This window comes from Streptomyces hawaiiensis (assembly GCF_004803895.1).
GTDB classification, from domain to species: Bacteria; Actinomycetota; Actinomycetes; order Streptomycetales; family Streptomycetaceae; genus Streptomyces; species Streptomyces hawaiiensis.
In genome coordinates this window covers 8,130,011-8,146,414 of record NZ_CP021978.1, presented here as the reverse complement: position 1 = coordinate 8,146,414, position 16,404 = coordinate 8,130,011, and the positions used below count along the sequence as shown (strand labels likewise).

The following is a 16,404-nucleotide window of genomic DNA, read 5'->3' as shown; positions in this document are numbered from 1 at the left end:
CGCGTGGGCGGGAGCCGTCCCTATGCCGGGTCCAGCCTGCTGTGCACCAGGTGCGCGAAGTGCGTCAGCGTACGGTCGCTGCTCATCAGCTCGGCGGCCGCCAGGCGGATGTCGAAGTGCTCACCGGCGCGCACCAGGAACTCGGTGCTCAGCAACGAGTCGAGACCGAAGTCGGTCACGGGCCGTGCGGGGTCCAGCTCCTCGGGGTCGCTGTGCAGCACGGCGGCGAGCAGCCGGGTCAGGGTCCGGGTGATCGCGGCCCGCGCCTCGTCGGGTGCCAGGGCGGCCAGTTCCCGCCGCAGCTCCGCCCGGCCTCCCGGGCCGACGGCGGCGTCGGGGGGCACGAGCGCGGTGAAGCGGGCGGTGGCCAGGGTGGGCAGCAGGCGGCGGGCGCGCCCCCAGCGGTAGCGGCCGATACCCGCGACGTCCGTGCCCTGCTGGAGGAGGCCGCCGGCGGTGACGAGGGCCTCGGCGACGGTGAGGGGCTGGAAGCCGCGTTCGGCCATGGCATCGCCGATGGCGTGGCGCGCGACGTACCCCGTCTCGCCGATCGGTCCGAGGGCGAGGGCGGTGGCCGGACGCCCCCGGGCCCGGCGGGCGCGGGCCTGTGCCTCCAGATAGGCGTTGCCGGCCGCGTACGGGGCCTGCCCGACGTTGCCGACGGCGGCGGCGATCGAGGAGTAGGTGAGGAACAGGTCCAGGTCCCGGTCGGCGGTGAGGCGGTCCAGCAGGTCGGCGCCGTCGGCCTTGGGGGCGAGGACGGCGGTGAACCGGTCGTCGGTGAGGTCGGCCAGCGGCGCGTCGTCGAGGTGCATCGCGGCGTGGACGACACCACACAGCCGGTGCCCGGTGGCGTCGGTCGCGTCGATGACCCGGCGCAGCGCCGCCTCGTCGGTGATGTCGGCGGCGTGGGCGGTGGCCCGTGCACCTCGCCGTGCCAGGTCCTCCAGGAGGGCCGGAGCCTCGGGAGCGGCCCCGCCGCGGCGGGAGACCAGGGCCAGGTGCCGGGCACCGTGGTCGGCCAGCCACCGTGCGGTGGCGGCGCCGAAGCCGCTGAGCGCGCCGGTCACGAGGTAGGTGCCGTCGGGGTTCAGCACCGGGGCGAGTGGCGCGGGCTGGACGGGGACGGGTTCGTCCAGGGGGCGCTGGTGGTCGCGAGAGCCGAACGAGCCGATGGAGCCGGAGGAGCCGGAGGAGCCGGAGGGCTCGAAGGGCTCGAAGGGCTCGAAGGGGTCGAAGGAGACGACCACCTTGCCGATGTGCCGCGAGTGCTGCAGGACATGGAAGGCCTCCTCTACGCGGGCGGCCGGGTAGACGGTGTGCGGCAGCGGCCGGTACACGCCCTGGTGGATGAGGGACACGACGTCGGCCATGAGGCGGGAGCCGAGGTCGCGGTCCAGCACCACGTGGTCGAGGTTGAAGCCGATGAACGTCAGGCTGCGGTCGAAGGGGCGCATCGGCAGCGTGTTGTTGAGGAAGATGTCCCGCTTACCGAGTTCCACGAAGCGGCCGTTGGGACGCAGCAGGTCGAGTCCGTGGGCGATCGCCTCCCCGCTGAGGGAGTTGACCACGATGTCGACGCCCCGCCCTTCGGTGAGTTCCCGCACGCGGGGCACGAAGTCCAGGCTGCGCGAGTCGAGCACGTGCCAGGCGCCGAGGCTGCGCAGCAGGTTCCGTTTGGTCTCGGTCCCGGCGGTGGCGATGACGCGGGCACCCCGGGCGTGGGCGCACTGCAGTGCAGCCAGGCCCACCGCGCCTGCGCCGCCGTGCACGAGCACCGTCTCGCCGGGAGCCATGCGCGCCAGGTCGACGAGGGCGTGGTGGATGGTCAGGAAGGCGACGGGGAAGGTCGCCGCCTCGGCGTAGTTCATACCCTGGGGGATCTTGGTCAGGCTGTGGTCGGGGGTGACGGCGTGGGAGGCGAGGGCGGCGGGGACGATGCCGCAGACCCGGTCGCCGAGCATGAGGTCACGGACGCCGGGCCCGACCGCGCGGACGATGCCCGCGCCGTCGATGCCCAGGCCGCGGCTGAGCGGGGTGCCCTCCACGGCTTCGGGCGGCAGCAGGCCGTTCGCGCGCATGGGGTCGCGGTAGTTCAGCGCCACGGCGCGCATCTCGACGGCGACTTCACCGGGGCCGGGCTGCGGGACGGCGGTCTCCTTCCAGACCAGTCGCCGGGCGGGTCCGGGATCGCGGGCCTCGAGCAGGAAGGGCGTGCGGGTGGGCCGGGCGGGTGACTCGTCGGCCGGGTGCTCCAGGTGCAGGGGGGTGAAGCGGCCGGCCGGTGTGAGGACGACCTCGTCCTCTTCGGTCCCGGCCGGTGTGCCGGCGGTGTTGAGCAGTTCCGTGGCCAGCCGCAGGGCGTCGGCGGTCGCGTCCCCCGTGCGGTCGTGGGAGACGCGCCGCAGCCTCAGGCCGGGCTCTTCGTTGGCCAGGGTGCGGGCGATGCCCCAGACGGCCGCGTCCTCGGGGTGCGCGGGGCGTTCCGGCGCGGGGAACAGGCCGGTCGGGCGCGTCACCAGCCACACCTGTGCGGCACGTCCCTCGGGCAGGGTCCGGCAGGCGGCGGCCAGGGTGCGCAGAACGGCCGCGCGGCGCGTGGTCCGGGCGACGAGCTGTCGCGGGTCGGGCTCGGCCAGGAGCAGGACGATACGGGGCTCGGCCTCGGCGGTGAGGGCCGCCTGCCACGCGTCGGCGTCGGACGGGGCGGGCAGGACTGCGGCCGGGCCCAGCAGTGCGGCCAGCTCCCTTGCGGCCGGGATCTCGGCATCGGTCTCGGTGGCAACGAGCCAGGCCGTACCTGGCTGCGGCTCGTGCAGCTCGGGCGGGGCGGCCGGGGCGATCAGGGCGGTGGGGGCAGCCGGGGCGATCAGGGCGGCCGGGGCGGTCAGGGCGGCCGGGGCGATCTGGGCAGTCGGGGCGGTCGGCGTCACCGCACCCGAGGGCACGGTGGCGAGCAGAACCGTGTGGTCTTCGGGCCCCGTCTGCCACACGCCGGTGAAGCCGCACCACTCCAGCAGGGGCGTCCACGCCGCGCGGGGCAGCAGCCGGGTGGTGGGGCGCAGATCGCGGTCACCCCGTTTCCACAGGGACTCCAGGCCGCCCAGCAGCAGGGCGTCGAGCCGGTCGTGGTGCCGTTCGGTGGCCAGCAGGCGGCCGCCCGGGGCGAGGAGCGACCGCACATACCCCAGCCCGGCGGCCAGGTCGGCCGCGGTGTGCAGGGCGTCACCGGCCAGCACCAGGTCGAAGCCGCCCGCCGGGAAGCCCTGGACGGCCGGGTCGGCGTCCGGGTCGAGGGTGCGGTAGTCGATGAAGTGGCAGGCGGCGAAGCGGTGCCGGGCGCGGGCGAAGGACGCGTGGGACGGGGCCGTGCAGGTGTAGTGGGTGCGGTCGGGCGGAAGCAGCGGCAGCACGGCGGCGGTCAGCGCGGTGCCGGTCGCGCCCACCTCCAGGACGCGCAGCGGGCGGTCGGCCGGCCAGTCGCGGACGATCCGGTCGAGCAGCGCCTGCACCACCCGGTGGGTGAAGCGGTGTGCGGGCGCGGTCTCCTGCCACTGTTCGAGGAAGCTCTCCCCGACGGGCAGCAGATCGCGCGGGTCGACGGTGCCGCGCAGCACGTCGGGCAGCTGCCGCAGCTGACTGTTGATCAGCAGCGTCGCCGGGCCGAAGCGGGGATGGTCCGCGACCAGGCCGCGCAGGGCCTCCTCGGGGCCCGCCCCGGCCTCCGTCAGCCGCCAGGTCGCTCCGTCGGGCTCGGCCAGGTGCTGTTCGACGAGCAGGGGCAGCATCAGCCGCACCAGCCTGCGGTGCCGGGGCGCGAGGCCCCGGCCGACCAGGTCGGGCACGGTGAAGGGTTCGTCCGGGTCGGGCAGCAGGCCGCGCAGGGCTGCGGCCCAGCACTGGGCGCCGGCGTGTTCGGCGGCGGCCGTGAACGACGCGTGGCCGCTGCCCTCCAGTTCGGCGCGGGCGGCGGCGATGCGCTCCCGGGCGGTGGCCGCCGGCTCGGCCGGAGCGGGCAGCGGGGACGGCGGGGCGGGCATCGAGGGGTACGGGGCCGCGCGCAGGACGGTGCGCTGGACGGTCAGCGGGGCGTGGTCGGTGAGGCGGGCGCGCCGGGTGCGGCACTTGTCGATCTCGGCGGTGACGGTGCCGTCGAGATCGGCGTACGTGATGTCCCAGCAGATCTCGTTGGCGCTGCGGCTGCGGCGCCGCAGGTGCACGACGCCCTCGGAGGCGGGGGTGCGCCAGACCCGTACCGCTCCGAAGGCCGAGGGCAGGAAGCCGGCGGATTCCGGGGTCGGCTGCTCGGCCAGGGCGGCGGTGGCCTGCAACGGCCCGTCCAGCAGCACGGGGTGGACGGTGTGGGCGCCGGCCGGGAGTTCGAGCCGGTACCACGCGAGCAGTTCGCCGTCGCCGAGGGCCAGGCCGCGCAGGATGTGGAACGCCGGGCCGAACCGCATCCCCAGCCGGTGGCAGTGCTCGTAGTAGTCCGGGCTGGTGAGGGTGCGGGGGCAGCGGGCCTCGACCGCTGCGATGTCCAGTGGTCCGGGGGCGGTGCTCAGCCGGGTGCGCACCTGGGCACGGACGATCGGCTGGATCTCGGCGCCGCGTGTGTCCCGTGCGCTGATGGTCAGTGTGCCGTCGGTCGGGACGACGGCGGTCTGCAGCGCGGCACCGGCCGGGTCCGGCCAGTCGACCGGGAAGGGGCGGTAGAGGTCCAGGTGCCGCACCTCCACCGGGCGGCCCAGCGCCCGCTGTCCGGCCGTCAGAGCCATCTCCACGTACGCGGCGGCGGGCATCAGGACGCTGCCGCCGATCCGGTGGTCGCCCAGCCAGGGCACGAGCTGGGGTTCGACGGTGCCGTGCCACAGGGGGTGCGGTGCGGGCAGGCGTTCGCCGAGCAGGGGGTGGTCCAGGGCTCCGGTGCCGCTGGTGTGCACGACGAGGTCCTGCGGGGTGCCGTGCCAGTGCCGGTCGCGCTGCCAGGGGTAGGCGGGCAGGTCCGCGACCCGGCCGGGGTGCGGGAAGTGCGCCTGCCAGTCGACCTCGGCACCGGCGGCGAGCAGGGCGGCGACCGCGGCCGCGGCCTCGCGCGGCCCGTCCCCGTCCCGATGCAGCGTCGGCACGTACGTGAGGCCGGTGCGGCGCAGGTAGGGGCGCAGCACCGGGTGCGGGCCGATCTCCACGACGATGCCGATGCCGTCGTCCGCGAGGCGGTCCATGGCATCGGCGAAGCGGACCGGCTCGCGCACGTTGCGCCACCAGTACCGGGCGCCGAGCTCCGCTCCGCTCAACGGAGTAGACGTGACGGTCGAGACGAACGGCATCCGTGCCTCGCCGGGGCTCAGCCCGTCCAGGGCGGCGCACAGCGGTTCCTCAATGGGGTCCATGGCGCGGCTGTGGAAGGCGTAGTCCAGGTCCAGCTCGCGGAAGAAGACGTCGCGGGCGGTCAGTTCGGCTCCGAGCGCGGCCAGGGCGCCGGGGTCGCCGGCGACCGTCACGTCCCGGTCGCTGTTGATGCCGGCGATCTCCAACGCCTCGCCGAAACGGGCCAGTTCCTCGCGTGCGGCGTACTCGGGCAGGCCGACGGCGGCCATGCGCCCGCGGCCCGCCGTCGCGGCCTGGGTACGGCTGCGCGCGGCGAGCACCAGCGCCGCCTGCTCCAAAGTCAGCGCCCGGGCGGCGTACGCGGCGGCCACCTCTCCGACGCTGTGTCCGGCGACCGCCCCGGGGCGCAGGCCCTGGGACTCCAGCAGCGCGGTCAGGCCCACCTGGACGGCGAACAGCACCGGCTGGGCGATCTCCGTACGCGCCCACCGGGCCGCCGTGGGACGCTCCAGCTCCTTGGCCACGGACCAGCCCAGATGCGGGGCGAGCGCGGCGTCCGCCTCCTCGACGGCGGTGCGGAAGACGGCCTCGCCCGCCATCAGGCCGGCGGCCATGCCCGGCCATTGGGAGGCGTTGCCGGAGTAGACGAAGGCGACGGCTCCCCGCTCGGCCTTGCGGGTCACGGCCCCGCGGGAGGGCGCGTCGGTGAACAGGCCTTCCAGCGCGTCGGCCGCCTGACGCGGATCGGTGGCCAGCACGGCCGCCCGGTGCGGATGCGCACTGCGCCGCAGCGTGCTGGTGCGTGCCAGGTCGTAGAACTCCCCCGGCGCCGCCGAACGCAGCCGTTCGGCCATCCGGGCGCTCAACTGCCGCAGTGCCTTGGGCGACCGGGCGGACACCACCACCGGCAGCGGCCTGCCCCCGGGCTCCGGAACGGCCGGCGCGGCAGGGGGTGGGACGAGGAGGGCGTGGGCGTTGGCGCCGCCGAAGCCGAAGGAGTTGACCCCGACCGCGGCCCGTTCCGAGCGGGGCAGTTCGACGGGCGCCACGGTGGGTGCCAGGCCGAGCGCGTCGAAGTCGATGGCAGGGTTGAGTGGCAGGGCGTGCAGGGACGCGGGTGCCGTCCGGTGCCGGAGCACCAGGATCGCCTTGAGGAGACCGGCCATGCCCGCCGCGGGTTCCAGATGGCCCAGGTTGGACTTCACCGAGCCGACGGGCAGCGGGCCCGCGCCGCGCCGCGTTCCGAGGGCCTGGCCGATGGCCCGGGCCTCGGCGGGGTCGCCGACCGGGGTGCCGGTGCCGTGGGCCTCGAAGTAGACCAGGTCGTCCGGGCCGATCCCGGCCTCCTGGCACACCGCGCGCAGCAGCGCCTCCTGCGCCTGCGAACTGGGCAGCGTCATGCCCGTGGTACGGCCGTCGGAGTTGCTGCCGGTGCCGGCGAGGACGGCATGGATCCGGTCGCCGTCGGCCAGCGCGTCCGCCAGTCGCTTCAGCACCAGCACCGCGCCGCCCTCGGCCCGTACGAAGCCGTCGGCCTCGGCGGAGAAGGCCGCGCACCGGCCGCGCCGCGACAGCATCCCGGCGTAGGAGAACCCGGCGTACGAGTACGGGTTAGCGAGCACGTTGACCCCGCCCGTGAGCGCCACGCGGCTGGTGCCCTCGCGCAGGGTGCGGCAGGCGCGGTCCAGGGCGACCAGGGACGAGGAGCAGGCCGTGTCGATGGCCATGCTGGGGCCGCGCAGGTCGAAGGCGTACGACAGGCGGTTCGCCGCGATGGACAGGGTGGCGCCGGGCATGGTGTGTGGGCTGGTGTGGTCCTCCAGCATCGTCAGGACGGTGCCGTAGGCGGGGTCGGAGACGCCCACGTACACACAGGTGTCGGACCCGGCGAGCGCCTCGGCCGGGAGTGCGGCGTCGTCCAGTGCCTCGGCGGCCATCTCCAGCAGCAGCCGCTGCTGCGGATCGACGTGGGCCGCCTCCTTGGGCGAGATGCCGAAGTAGGCGGCGTCGAAGGACGCGATGTCGTCGAGGAAGCCCCCGGCGGCGGTGTAGCTGCGGCCCGGCCGCACCGCCCCAGGGTCGACGAACCGGTCCCTGGGGAACCGGTCCGGGGGCATCTCCCCGACGAGGTCACGTCCCTCCCGCAAGGCTTCCCACAGCCCGTCCAGGTCGGTGATGCCGCCCGGCAGCCGGCAGCCGACTCCCACCACCGCGACCGACCGGTCGTTCCGTCCCACAGCCATGAACTGCCCCCCTGCCGCCCCGCGTTGCCCTGCTTGTCGGTCCGAGCGGGGGGACACTGCCCTGGTGGGCGGGCGGCCAAGGTTCGTTTCACCCGTGGGCGTGATCCCCGTCCACCACACGAGTGAACTCTCTGTGACGGTGCGTGACCGGCCGTTACGGTGGCGCGGTGCTCGAAGCCCCGCGTGCCCGCTTGACAGCCGTCGCCGTCCATCTGCCGTCCCGCTACCGGACCATGGAGGAGATCCGGGCCGGGATCGCCGCCGCCCAAAGCCCCTACGTACCGCCGCCCGGCCTGATCGAGGACATCACCGGAGTGCGTGGTGTCCATGTCTCCGAGGAGGGCGAGTGCGCCTCGGACCTCGCGGTCGCCGCGGCCCGCAAGGCGCTCGCGGAGGCCGGCACGGCCATCGACGAGGTGGACCTGCTGCTGTTCGCCGCCACCAGCCAGGACATGATCGAACCGTCGACCTCGCATCTGGTGGCCGCCAAACTGGGCGCCGCCTGCCCGGTGTTCGACGTGACGAACGCCTGCAACAGCGTCCTCAACGCGATGGAGGTGGCCGACGCGTTCATCGCCACCCGCCGTTACCGCACGGTGCTCATCGCCTGCGGCGAGGTGGGCTCCATGGTCACGCGCTGGCACGTCCCCGATCACGAGGCCCTGTTGCGGGCCATGCCCGGCTACACCGTCTCCGACGCCGGCGCCGCCCTGCTGCTGACCGCGGGGCCCGCCGAGGACGGCGACCCCGGAGTGCTCACCCTGCGGTTCGCCGCGGACTCGACCGCCTGGAACGCCTGCACCGTGAGCGGCGGCGGCTCGATGCACCCGCGGGCGTTCGACGACGAGCACCTGACGATCCGGCTCAACGGCGACCTGCTGCGCACGACCGCGGTCGAGGGCCTGACGTTCCTCCAGAGGTCAGCGGAGCGGGAGTTGGAGGCGGTCCGTGCCAGCGCCTTCATCGCCGTGCACCAGATCGGCATGCCGCAGTACCAGGAGATCGTCGAGAGGCTGCCGCTGCCCGCCGACCGGTGCATGCCCACCGTCGCCGAGCACGGCAACTGCGCCGCGGCCTCCCTGCCCCTGCAACTGGTCAAGGCGCGGGAGAGCGACCGTATCGAGCCCGGGGACACCGTGGCGATGCTCGGCCTGGCCAGTGGCATGAGCTTCGGTCTGGCGCTGGTCCGCTGGTGACCGCCGAGAGCCGGCGCCCGGCCGCCACGCGCACGTCCGTCCTCCAGGAGCTGCTGCCCGGTTACCCCGCCCGCGAGCACTGGCGGCTCGTGCCGTCGACCGGCCAGCACTACCTCGACGTCGGCACGGGCGGCCCGCTGCTGTTCCTGCACGGCAATCCGACCTGGAGCTACGCCTGGCGCAAGCTGCTCCCCGCGCTGGTCCCGCACGCCCGGTGCCTGGCCCCGGACCTTCCCGGCCTCGGCCTGTCCCAGCACATCCCGGCACCGCCCGGCCCGACGGCCCGGTACCTGCATCAACTGGACCACCTGGACGCCCTCTACCACCACCTGGTCCGCGACGAGGGCGCCCCGCCCGGCGGCTGGACGTTCGCCGTGCACGACTGGGGCGGCCCGCTCGGCGTCGCCTGGATGCTGCGCAATCCCGGCGTCGTCTCCCGCCTAGTGGTCCTCAACACCATCGCCTTCCCCTGGCCCGACGGCTACCGGCTGCCGTTCTACCTGCGCTGGATCCGGGACCACCGTCCGGTGGCCGCCGCGGTGCACGCCACCAACGCCTTCGCCCGGGCCACGGTGCGCGTCGGCGTCACCCGACGGCTCAGTGCTGCCGAGCGGCGCGCCTACCTGCTGCCCCACGCGCGCCGGGGCAACCGCCGGGCCATCACGGAGTTCGTCCGCGCCATCCCCCGGGACCCCTCCGACGAGGCCTGGCGGCTGCTCACCCCGCCCGAGGGGGCCGACGGCCTCGGGAACCTGCCCATGCTCATCGGCTGGGGCATGCGCGATCCGGTCTTCACGCCGCTGGTCCTCGCCGAGTGGATCCGCCGCCACCCGCACGCCGTGGTCCACCGCTTCCCACGCGCCGGCCACCTGGTGATGGACGACGCCGGCGACGAACTCGGCGTCCGCGTCCGCGACTTCCTGCGAGGAGGGCGATGACCCCCGCATCCGCTGGCATCTTCACCCGCCTGTCCCGGCTGACCGAGCAGCCGCAGGCGACCGTGCTCGTCCGCTGCACCGGCCCCGTCTCCGCCGAGGACGTCACGGCGGCGCAGCTGCTGGACGGCTGCCTGCGTACCGCCGACGCCCTCCGGTCCACGGGAGTGCGGCGCGGTGACAAAGCCGTGGTGATGACGAGAGACGCCTACCGGCTCGTGGCGGCCGTCTACGCGTTGACCTCGCTCGGTGCCGTCCCGGTGCTGATCGAGCCGCGGGCCGAGGTGCGGCGCTGTCTGGACGAGATCGCCCCCGGCGTCTTCATCGGGGAGCCCCTGGCACATGTGGCGCGCCGGGCGCTTGGCTGGGGCCGCGGCCACGTCCGTACGGCCCTGGTCACCGGCCGGGACTTCCCGGGCCGGGGCCGACTCCTGGGGCGGAGCCTGCCCTTGGCGGTGCCGGACGGCAGCGGCCCGGGGCCGCACGTCCCCGAGCCCCGGGCGGAGGACCTGGCGATGATCGCCTTCACCTCCGGCTCCACCGGGCAGCCCAAGGGCGTGGAATACCGCTACACCACCCTCGCCGGGCAGCTCGGCGCCCTGGACGCCGTACTGCGCCCGGAGGCCGGCGACGTCCTGCTCTCCTGCTTCCTGCCGTTCGCCGCGCTCGGTCCGCTGCTCGGCCTGACGACCGTCGCCCCGCAGGTCGACCATCTGGCCCCGGCGCGCACACCCCCGGGCCACCTGGTCGGCCCCCTCCTGCGCCACCGGGCGGACATCGTCCTCGGCTCACCGGCGATCCTGGGTCTGATCGCCGGTCACTGCGCACGCCACGGCCTGACACTGCCCTCGGTCCGCCGCGTGCTCTCCTTCGGCGCACCCCTGCGCCCCCGTCTCGTCGAACTCCTCGCCAGCGCCCTCCCGCCCGGGGCGGAGATCCTCAGCGTCTACGGCGCCACCGAGTGCCTGCCCGCCACCGCCATCGACGCCGACGAGCTGCGCGCCCTGCGGGTCCAGCCGCCCCCGGACCACTCCGGCACGTGCCTGGGCCGACCCCTGCCCGGCGTCGGGGCGTGCGTCCTGGACGCGGACGCCACCGGTCTGGGCGAGATCGCCGTAGCGGGCCCCGTGGTCAGCCCCGCCTACCACGCCCGCCCCGACGCCACCGGAGCCGCCAAGTCCCTCACGGACGGCACACTGTGGCACCGCACCGGCGACCTGGGACGCCTCGACGACGAAGGCCGCCTCTGGTACCTCGGCCGCACGGCCCACCTCGTCACCGGCGACGGCTTCACCCTCACCACCGAGGACGTCGAGGCCGCCGCCGACATCGCCTCCGGGGTCCGCCGCACCGCCCTGGTCGGCGTCGGCCCCGCCGGACGTCAGCGGGCGGTGCTGTGTGTCGAGCCCGAGCGCGGCGCACGGCGGGACGCCGTCCTGGACGCGTTGCGCGCCTCCCTCGGCGGCCACCATCACGGCCGCCGCATCGGCACCGTGCTGTTCCACCCCCGCTTCCCCACCGACATCCGGCACAACTCCAAGATCGACCGCGCCCGGCTCGCCGAGTACGCCTCGGGAGGCCGCCGTTGAGGGTCCTGGTCACCGGCGGGAGCGGCTTCCTGGGGCAGGAGATCTGCCGCCGGCTCGTCGCCCGGGGCACGGCGGTCTCCTCCCTGGGCCGCCGCCCGAGCCCCGCCCTGGAGAGCCTCGGCGTCCGGCACCACCAGGGAGACCTGGCCGATCCGGCCGCCGTGTCACGCGCGCTCGCCGGCTGCGACGCCGTCATCCACAACGCCGCCCTCGCCGGAGTCAGCGGCCCGCTCGCCCCGTACTGGAGAACCAACGTCGTCGGCACCCGCAACGTCATCGACCAGTGCCGCGCGCGGGGAGTCGGCACCCTCGTCCACACCTCGACCGCCAGCGTCGTCTTCCGGCCGGGCGGTCTGGAGAACGCCGACGAACGCTGCCCCTACCCCCGCCGGCACCTGGCCGCCTACCCGCGCACCAAGGCGCACGCGGAAGCCCTCGTCCTGGCCGCCCACGGGCCCGGCCTGGCCACCGTCTCCCTGCGCCCCCACATCATCTGGGGCCCCGGCGACCCGCACTTCGCGCCCGCCCTGGCACGCGCCGTCCGCGCTGGCCGGCTGGTGCTGCCCGGCGACGGCACGAACCTCGTCGACACGACCCACCTGCACACCGCCGCCGACGCCCATCTGCTCGCCCTGGACCGGCTCCGGGAGGGGCGCACCGTCGGAGGCCGCGCCTACTTCATCACCCAGGACGACCCGCGCCCGCTGCGTGACATCGCCGCCGCCTTCCTGCGCGCGGCGGGCCTGCGGGCCACGTGGTGCACGGTGCCTCGCCCGCTGGCCCACGCCGCCGCGGCCGGCTCCGAGGCCGCCCTGCGTCTCGCGGGCCTCACCCGCACCCACGCACTCAGCCGCTTCCTCGTCGCCGAGTTGGTGCACCCCCACTGGTTCAGCGTCGAAGCGGCCCGGCGCGACCTGGAGTTCGAGCCGACGATCACCTTCGACGCGGGCATCACCGCCCTTTCGGCCGCCGCGTGAGGGCGCGTACCCGGCCCGCCAGGGCCTCCAGCAAAAGGTCCACCGCCTGCTCGAAGGAGCTGTCCGCCATCGCGGGCAGCTCCGGGCGCACCGCGGTGAGGGCGGGGTACGTCGCCGGATCGAGATCCTGGTAGACGTCCCGCCACGACCGGCGGTCGGCCTCGCGCTGCTGCGGGGGAAGCGCGTGGAACGCCGCCTCCGTGGCGGCGTGGCTGAGCACGGTGTCGATGAAGGCCAGGTAGAGCCGTGCGGCGTCGGCCGGCGGGAAGCCCGCGGTGAGCAGCAGGCCGATCCCCGTCTCCACGGCGCGGATCTCGTTCCGGCGCCGGGTCACGCGGTGGGCGGCCATGGCGGCCGCGCGGGGATGGGCGAGGTAACCCGCGCGGACCCTGAGGGCCATCTCGCGCAGCGAGTCCACCCAGTCGTCCCCAGGGGCGAAGCCGGTCATGGCGTCGCCGATGATCCGGTCGGCGATGGCGAGCACCAGGTCGTCGGTGCCGTGGAAGTAGCGGTACAGCGCGGTCGGATCGCACCCCAGGGCCGCGCCGAGCCGGCGCACGCTCAGCGCCTCGGGTCCGTGCTCGCCGATGAGCCGCAAGGCGGTCTCCACGATCAGGTCCTCCGACAGCAGCACCCCCGAGCGGGTCGGCCTCCTACGCCGGCGCTCCCGCGGGACACGGGTGGTCATGACCGGGACTCCTCTCCTCGCGCACCGAAGGCTTCTCACACACCGGCGACTTCTCGCGCACCGAGCGCTTCTTGCGCACCGGCGCTTCTCGCGTAACGCAGTGAACGACCCGCTTCGCCTTACGTCAACAGGGTTGACCCAATGTGGACACCGGCTGTTCCATCACAGTCCCGCGCGGCTCTTCCCACCCCGTCCCCGAGGAGCCCTCCATGTCGTCCGCACCGCCCCCGCCACGCCCCGCGCTGCGCCGTTCCCTCGGCGTCGTCGACGGTGTCGCCATCGCCGCGTCCAGCACCGCGGCCACCACCAGCATCGCCATCGGCATGGGCACGATCGCGACCGTCGTGGGCCTGCAGGCCCCGGCGCTCCTGCTGCTGGCGTTCCTGCCGGTGCTGGGCATCGCCCTCGCCTACGCCCGTCTGAACCGCTCCGAACCCAACTGCGGCAACGGCTACACCTGGGTCGGCAGATCCCTCGGCCCCTGGCCCGGCTTCCTCACCGGCTGGGTGACCCTGGTCGGCTCGGTCATCTTCTGCGCCTACACCAGCGCGATCATGGGCTCGGTCGTGCTGGCCTTCGCCAACAAGGCCGGCGTGCGCAGCCTGGCGGGCATCGCCCTGGATCCGACGTCCACGGGTGTCTGCACGGCGGTCGGGCTGGTGATCCTGCTCGCCCTCACCGCCCTGGCCGTCACCGGCGTCCGGGGCGCGACCCGGTTCCAGTTCGCCCTGCTGGTCTTCGAGTACGCGGTGCTGCTCGGCTTCTGCGGCTGGGCCCTGGTCACCGGCGACCACGCCGTCTCGCTGTCCTGGTTCGACCCGTTCGAGATCTCCAGCGGCACCGCGTTCGCCCAGGGCATGGTCCTCGCGGTGTTCTTCTTCTGGGGCTGGGACGCGGCGTTCAGCGTCACCGAGGAGACGAAGGACCCGGGGGACTCGGCCCGTGGCGGGCTCATCGCCCTGTTCGCGATGCTCGGCCTGTTCCTCTTCGCCTCGGTCGCCTTCCAGCGGGAGATGAGCCTGGCCGAACTCGTCCGCAACGGCCCGCAGGCCCTCGGCTACCTCGGGGAGAAACTGGCCGCCGAGCCCTGGGCCACGCTGCCCCTGATCGCCCTGATGTGCTCCGCCGTCGCCTCCGTGCAGGCCACCCTGATCCCCACGGCGCGCGGCCTGCTCGCCATGGGCCGCGACCGCACCATGGGCCCGCTGTGGACCCGGGTCCACCCGCGCTACGGCACACCCGCCGCCGGGACGGTCGTCGTGATGTCCGTCGCCGCCGTGATCGCCCTGCTCGCCTTCGCGATCCCCAGGCTGAGCGACATGCTGCTGGCCGCCGTCAACGCCATCGGCCTGATCGTGGCCCTCTACTACGGCCTCACCGCGCTCGCCTGCGCCGTTCGCTTTCGCGCCGCACGGCACGAAGGGCCGCGCGAGGCGCTGCTCGCCGTCGGCGTGCCCGCCGTGTCCGGGCTGGTGCTGCTGGGCCTGGGCGGCTACCTCGGATACTCGTACCTCACCATGAGCGATCACTTCGAACTCAGCCCGGACAACGGCTGGTTCATGTTCTCGCTGCCCGCCGTGATCGTGCTCGCCGGCCTCGGCATGGCCGCCGTCGCCAAGTACGTCCGGCGCTCGCCCTACTTCACCACCGGGCGCGGCACCGACGCCGAGGCCCTCACCCTGCCGATGGACCGCACGGCGGTCTGACCCTCCTTGGAGTTCACCCCGATGTCACACCCCCCTGCCCAGGGACCCGCGGACCTCGTCCTGACCGGCGGTCCGGTGCACACCGTCGGCCCGGCCCGCAGCCGCGCCACCTCGGTGGCCGTGCGCGGCGGGCGGATCGTCGCCGTCGGCCACGACGAGGTGCGCGAGCTGATCGGGCCGCGCACGGAGGTCGTCGACCTGGCCGGGAAGCTGCTGCTGCCGGGCTTCCAGGACGCCCACGTCCATCCGATGGGCGCGGGCCTCGAACTCGGCCTGTGCCATCTCGGCGACACCGCCGACGCGGACGCGTACCTGCGCAGGATCGGGGCGTACGCGCAGGAGCACCCGGAGGTCGAGTGGATCACCGGGGGCGGCTGGTCCCTGGAGGCGTTCCCCGGCGGCACCCCCACGGCCGCGGCCCTCGACGCGGTCGTCCCGGACCGCCCCGTCTTCCTGCCCAACCGTGACCACCACGGCGCCTGGGTCAACAGCCGGGCCCTGGAACGCGCGGGCATCGACGCCCGGACCCCCGACCCCGCCGACGGCCGGATCGAGCGCGATGCCGAGGGCAATCCCACCGGGATGCTCCAGGAGGGCGCGGTCCACCTGGTGGGCAGGCTGGTGCCGGACCCCACGCCGCAGGAGCAGCTCGCCGGCCTGCTGCGTGCCCAGGCCGTGCTGCACTCCCACGGTGTCACCGCCTGGCAGGACGCCATCGTCGGCACGTACGCCAACCTGACCGACCCGGCTCCGGCCTACCTCACGGCCCTGGACCGGGGCCTGCTCACCGCGCGGGTCGTCGGCGCCCTGTGGTGGGACCGCGAACGGGGTGCCGAGCAGATCCCCGAACTCGTCGCCCGGCGGGAGGAGTTGAGCCGGGACCGGTTCCGCGCCGGCACCGTGAAGATCATGCAGGACGGCATCGCCGAGAACCACACCGCCGCCATGCTGGACCCCTACCTGGCCGGCTGCGGCTGCGCCTCGGACAACAGCGGCATCAGCTTCGTCGAGCCGGGCGAGCTGCGGAAGTACGTCACGGAGCTGGACGCGCACGGCTTCCAGGTCCACTTCCACGCGCTCGGCGACCGCGCGGTGCGTGAGGCGCTCGACGCCGTGGAGTCCGCCCGGGCCGCCAACGGCAACCGCGACACGCGCCACCACCTGGCGCACCTCCAGGTCGTCCACCCCGCCGACCTGCCGCGCTTTTCCGCACTGGGCGCGAGCGCCAACCTGCAGATGCTGTGGGCCGCCCACGAACCGCAGATGGACGAACTGACCCTGCCCTTCCTGGGCGCGGAACGCGGCACGTGGCAGTACCCCTTCGGAGACCTGCTGCGCGCCGGTGCGACACTCGCCGCGGGCAGCGACTGGCCCGTCAGCAGCCCCGATCCGCTCCAGGCCATCCATGTCGCCGTCAACCGCGTCTCCCCCGAGGCTCCCGAGGGCACTCCGGCCTTCCTCCCGGAGCAGCGCATCGACCTGGGCACCGCCATCGCCGCCTACACGGCGGGCAGCGCCCATGTGAATCACCTCGGCGACATCACCGGCAGCATCACCGTCGGCAAGGCGGCCGACCTCGTCGTCCTCGACCGCGACCCGTTCGCGGGTCCGCCCGAGGAGATCGCCGCCACCCGGGTCCTGGAGACCTTCGTCGAAGGCCGGCGGGTCCACACCGGCGCCTGAGGCGTGTTCCAATGCTCTGCGGGTTTCCGCGTGCGGAGGGGGATGAGGCGCGGTGGGGT

8 protein-coding genes are annotated in these 16,404 nt (G+C 74.5%); 6 read left to right on the top strand and 2 right to left on the bottom strand.

Going from position 1 to position 16,404, the window contains the following annotated elements; translation table 11 throughout:
• Window positions 1-20: 20 nt before the first annotated feature.
• The gene (locus CEB94_RS36935; protein ID WP_281292550.1) at window positions 21-7,571 is read right to left on the bottom strand and encodes a type I polyketide synthase; all 7,551 of its coding nucleotides are present in this window, start codon (window positions 7,569-7,571) and stop codon (window positions 21-23) included.
• A gap of 167 nt (window positions 7,572-7,738) precedes the next feature.
• Here CEB94_RS36935 and CEB94_RS36930 point away from each other — a divergent pair, with 167 nt between their 5' ends.
• From CEB94_RS36930 to CEB94_RS36915, 4 genes are read left to right on the top strand one after another with little or no spacing between them, the layout of a single operon-like run.
• Window positions 7,739-8,767, top strand: coding sequence for a 3-oxoacyl-ACP synthase III family protein (locus tag CEB94_RS36930; RefSeq protein WP_175436292.1), 1,029 nt, complete (start codon window positions 7,739-7,741; stop codon window positions 8,765-8,767).
• Window positions 8,764-9,705, top strand: a complete 942-nt coding sequence (locus CEB94_RS36925; protein WP_246112033.1) for an alpha/beta fold hydrolase — start codon at window positions 8,764-8,766, stop codon at window positions 9,703-9,705. The genes CEB94_RS36930 and CEB94_RS36925 overlap by 4 nt, the downstream gene beginning before the upstream one ends.
• The gene (locus tag CEB94_RS36920) at window positions 9,702-11,291 is read left to right on the top strand and encodes an AMP-binding protein (protein ID WP_175436291.1); all 1,590 of its coding nucleotides are present in this window, start codon (window positions 9,702-9,704) and stop codon (window positions 11,289-11,291) included. The genes CEB94_RS36925 and CEB94_RS36920 overlap by 4 nt, the downstream gene beginning before the upstream one ends.
• Window positions 11,288-12,268 (top strand): NAD-dependent epimerase/dehydratase family protein, encoded by a 981-nt coding sequence (locus tag CEB94_RS36915; RefSeq protein WP_175436290.1) that lies wholly within the window; start codon window positions 11,288-11,290, stop codon window positions 12,266-12,268. Before CEB94_RS36920 ends, CEB94_RS36915 begins: the two co-directional genes overlap by 4 nt.
• Here the strand turns inward: CEB94_RS36915 and CEB94_RS36910 are convergent.
• On the bottom strand, window positions 12,243-12,956 hold the full coding sequence (locus tag CEB94_RS36910) for a TetR/AcrR family transcriptional regulator (RefSeq protein ID WP_175436289.1): 714 nt from the start codon (window positions 12,954-12,956) through the stop codon (window positions 12,243-12,245). The two genes, CEB94_RS36915 and CEB94_RS36910, sit on opposite strands and share 26 nt — an antisense overlap.
• Window positions 12,957-13,165: 209 nt before the next feature.
• On the opposite strand from CEB94_RS36910, the gene CEB94_RS36905 reads away from it, so the two are divergent.
• Both CEB94_RS36905 and CEB94_RS36900 read left to right on the top strand, forming a co-directional pair.
• Window positions 13,166-14,662: an APC family permease gene (locus CEB94_RS36905; protein WP_175436288.1), complete on the top strand. Its 1,497-nt coding sequence runs from the start codon at window positions 13,166-13,168 to the stop codon at window positions 14,660-14,662.
• Between the two features lie 21 nt (window positions 14,663-14,683).
• On the top strand, window positions 14,684-16,345 hold the full coding sequence (locus CEB94_RS36900; protein WP_175436287.1) for an amidohydrolase: 1,662 nt from the start codon (window positions 14,684-14,686) through the stop codon (window positions 16,343-16,345).
• The last annotated feature ends 59 nt before the right edge of the window (window positions 16,346-16,404 follow it).

Excerpts from the sequence above, each read along its gene's own strand:
- CEB94_RS36935 (WP_281292550.1), bottom strand. The coding sequence starts at position 7,571 with ATGGCTGTGGGACGGAACGACCGGTCGGTCGCGGTGGTGGGAGTCGGC.
- CEB94_RS36920 (WP_175436291.1), top strand. The coding sequence starts at position 9,702 with ATGACCCCCGCATCCGCTGGCATCTTCACCCGCCTGTCCCGGCTGACC.
- CEB94_RS36910 (WP_175436289.1), bottom strand. The coding sequence starts at position 12,956 with ATGACCACCCGTGTCCCGCGGGAGCGCCGGCGTAGGAGGCCGACCCGC.
- CEB94_RS36905 (WP_175436288.1), top strand. The coding sequence starts at position 13,166 with ATGTCGTCCGCACCGCCCCCGCCACGCCCCGCGCTGCGCCGTTCCCTC.
- CEB94_RS36900 (WP_175436287.1), top strand. The coding sequence starts at position 14,684 with ATGTCACACCCCCCTGCCCAGGGACCCGCGGACCTCGTCCTGACCGGC.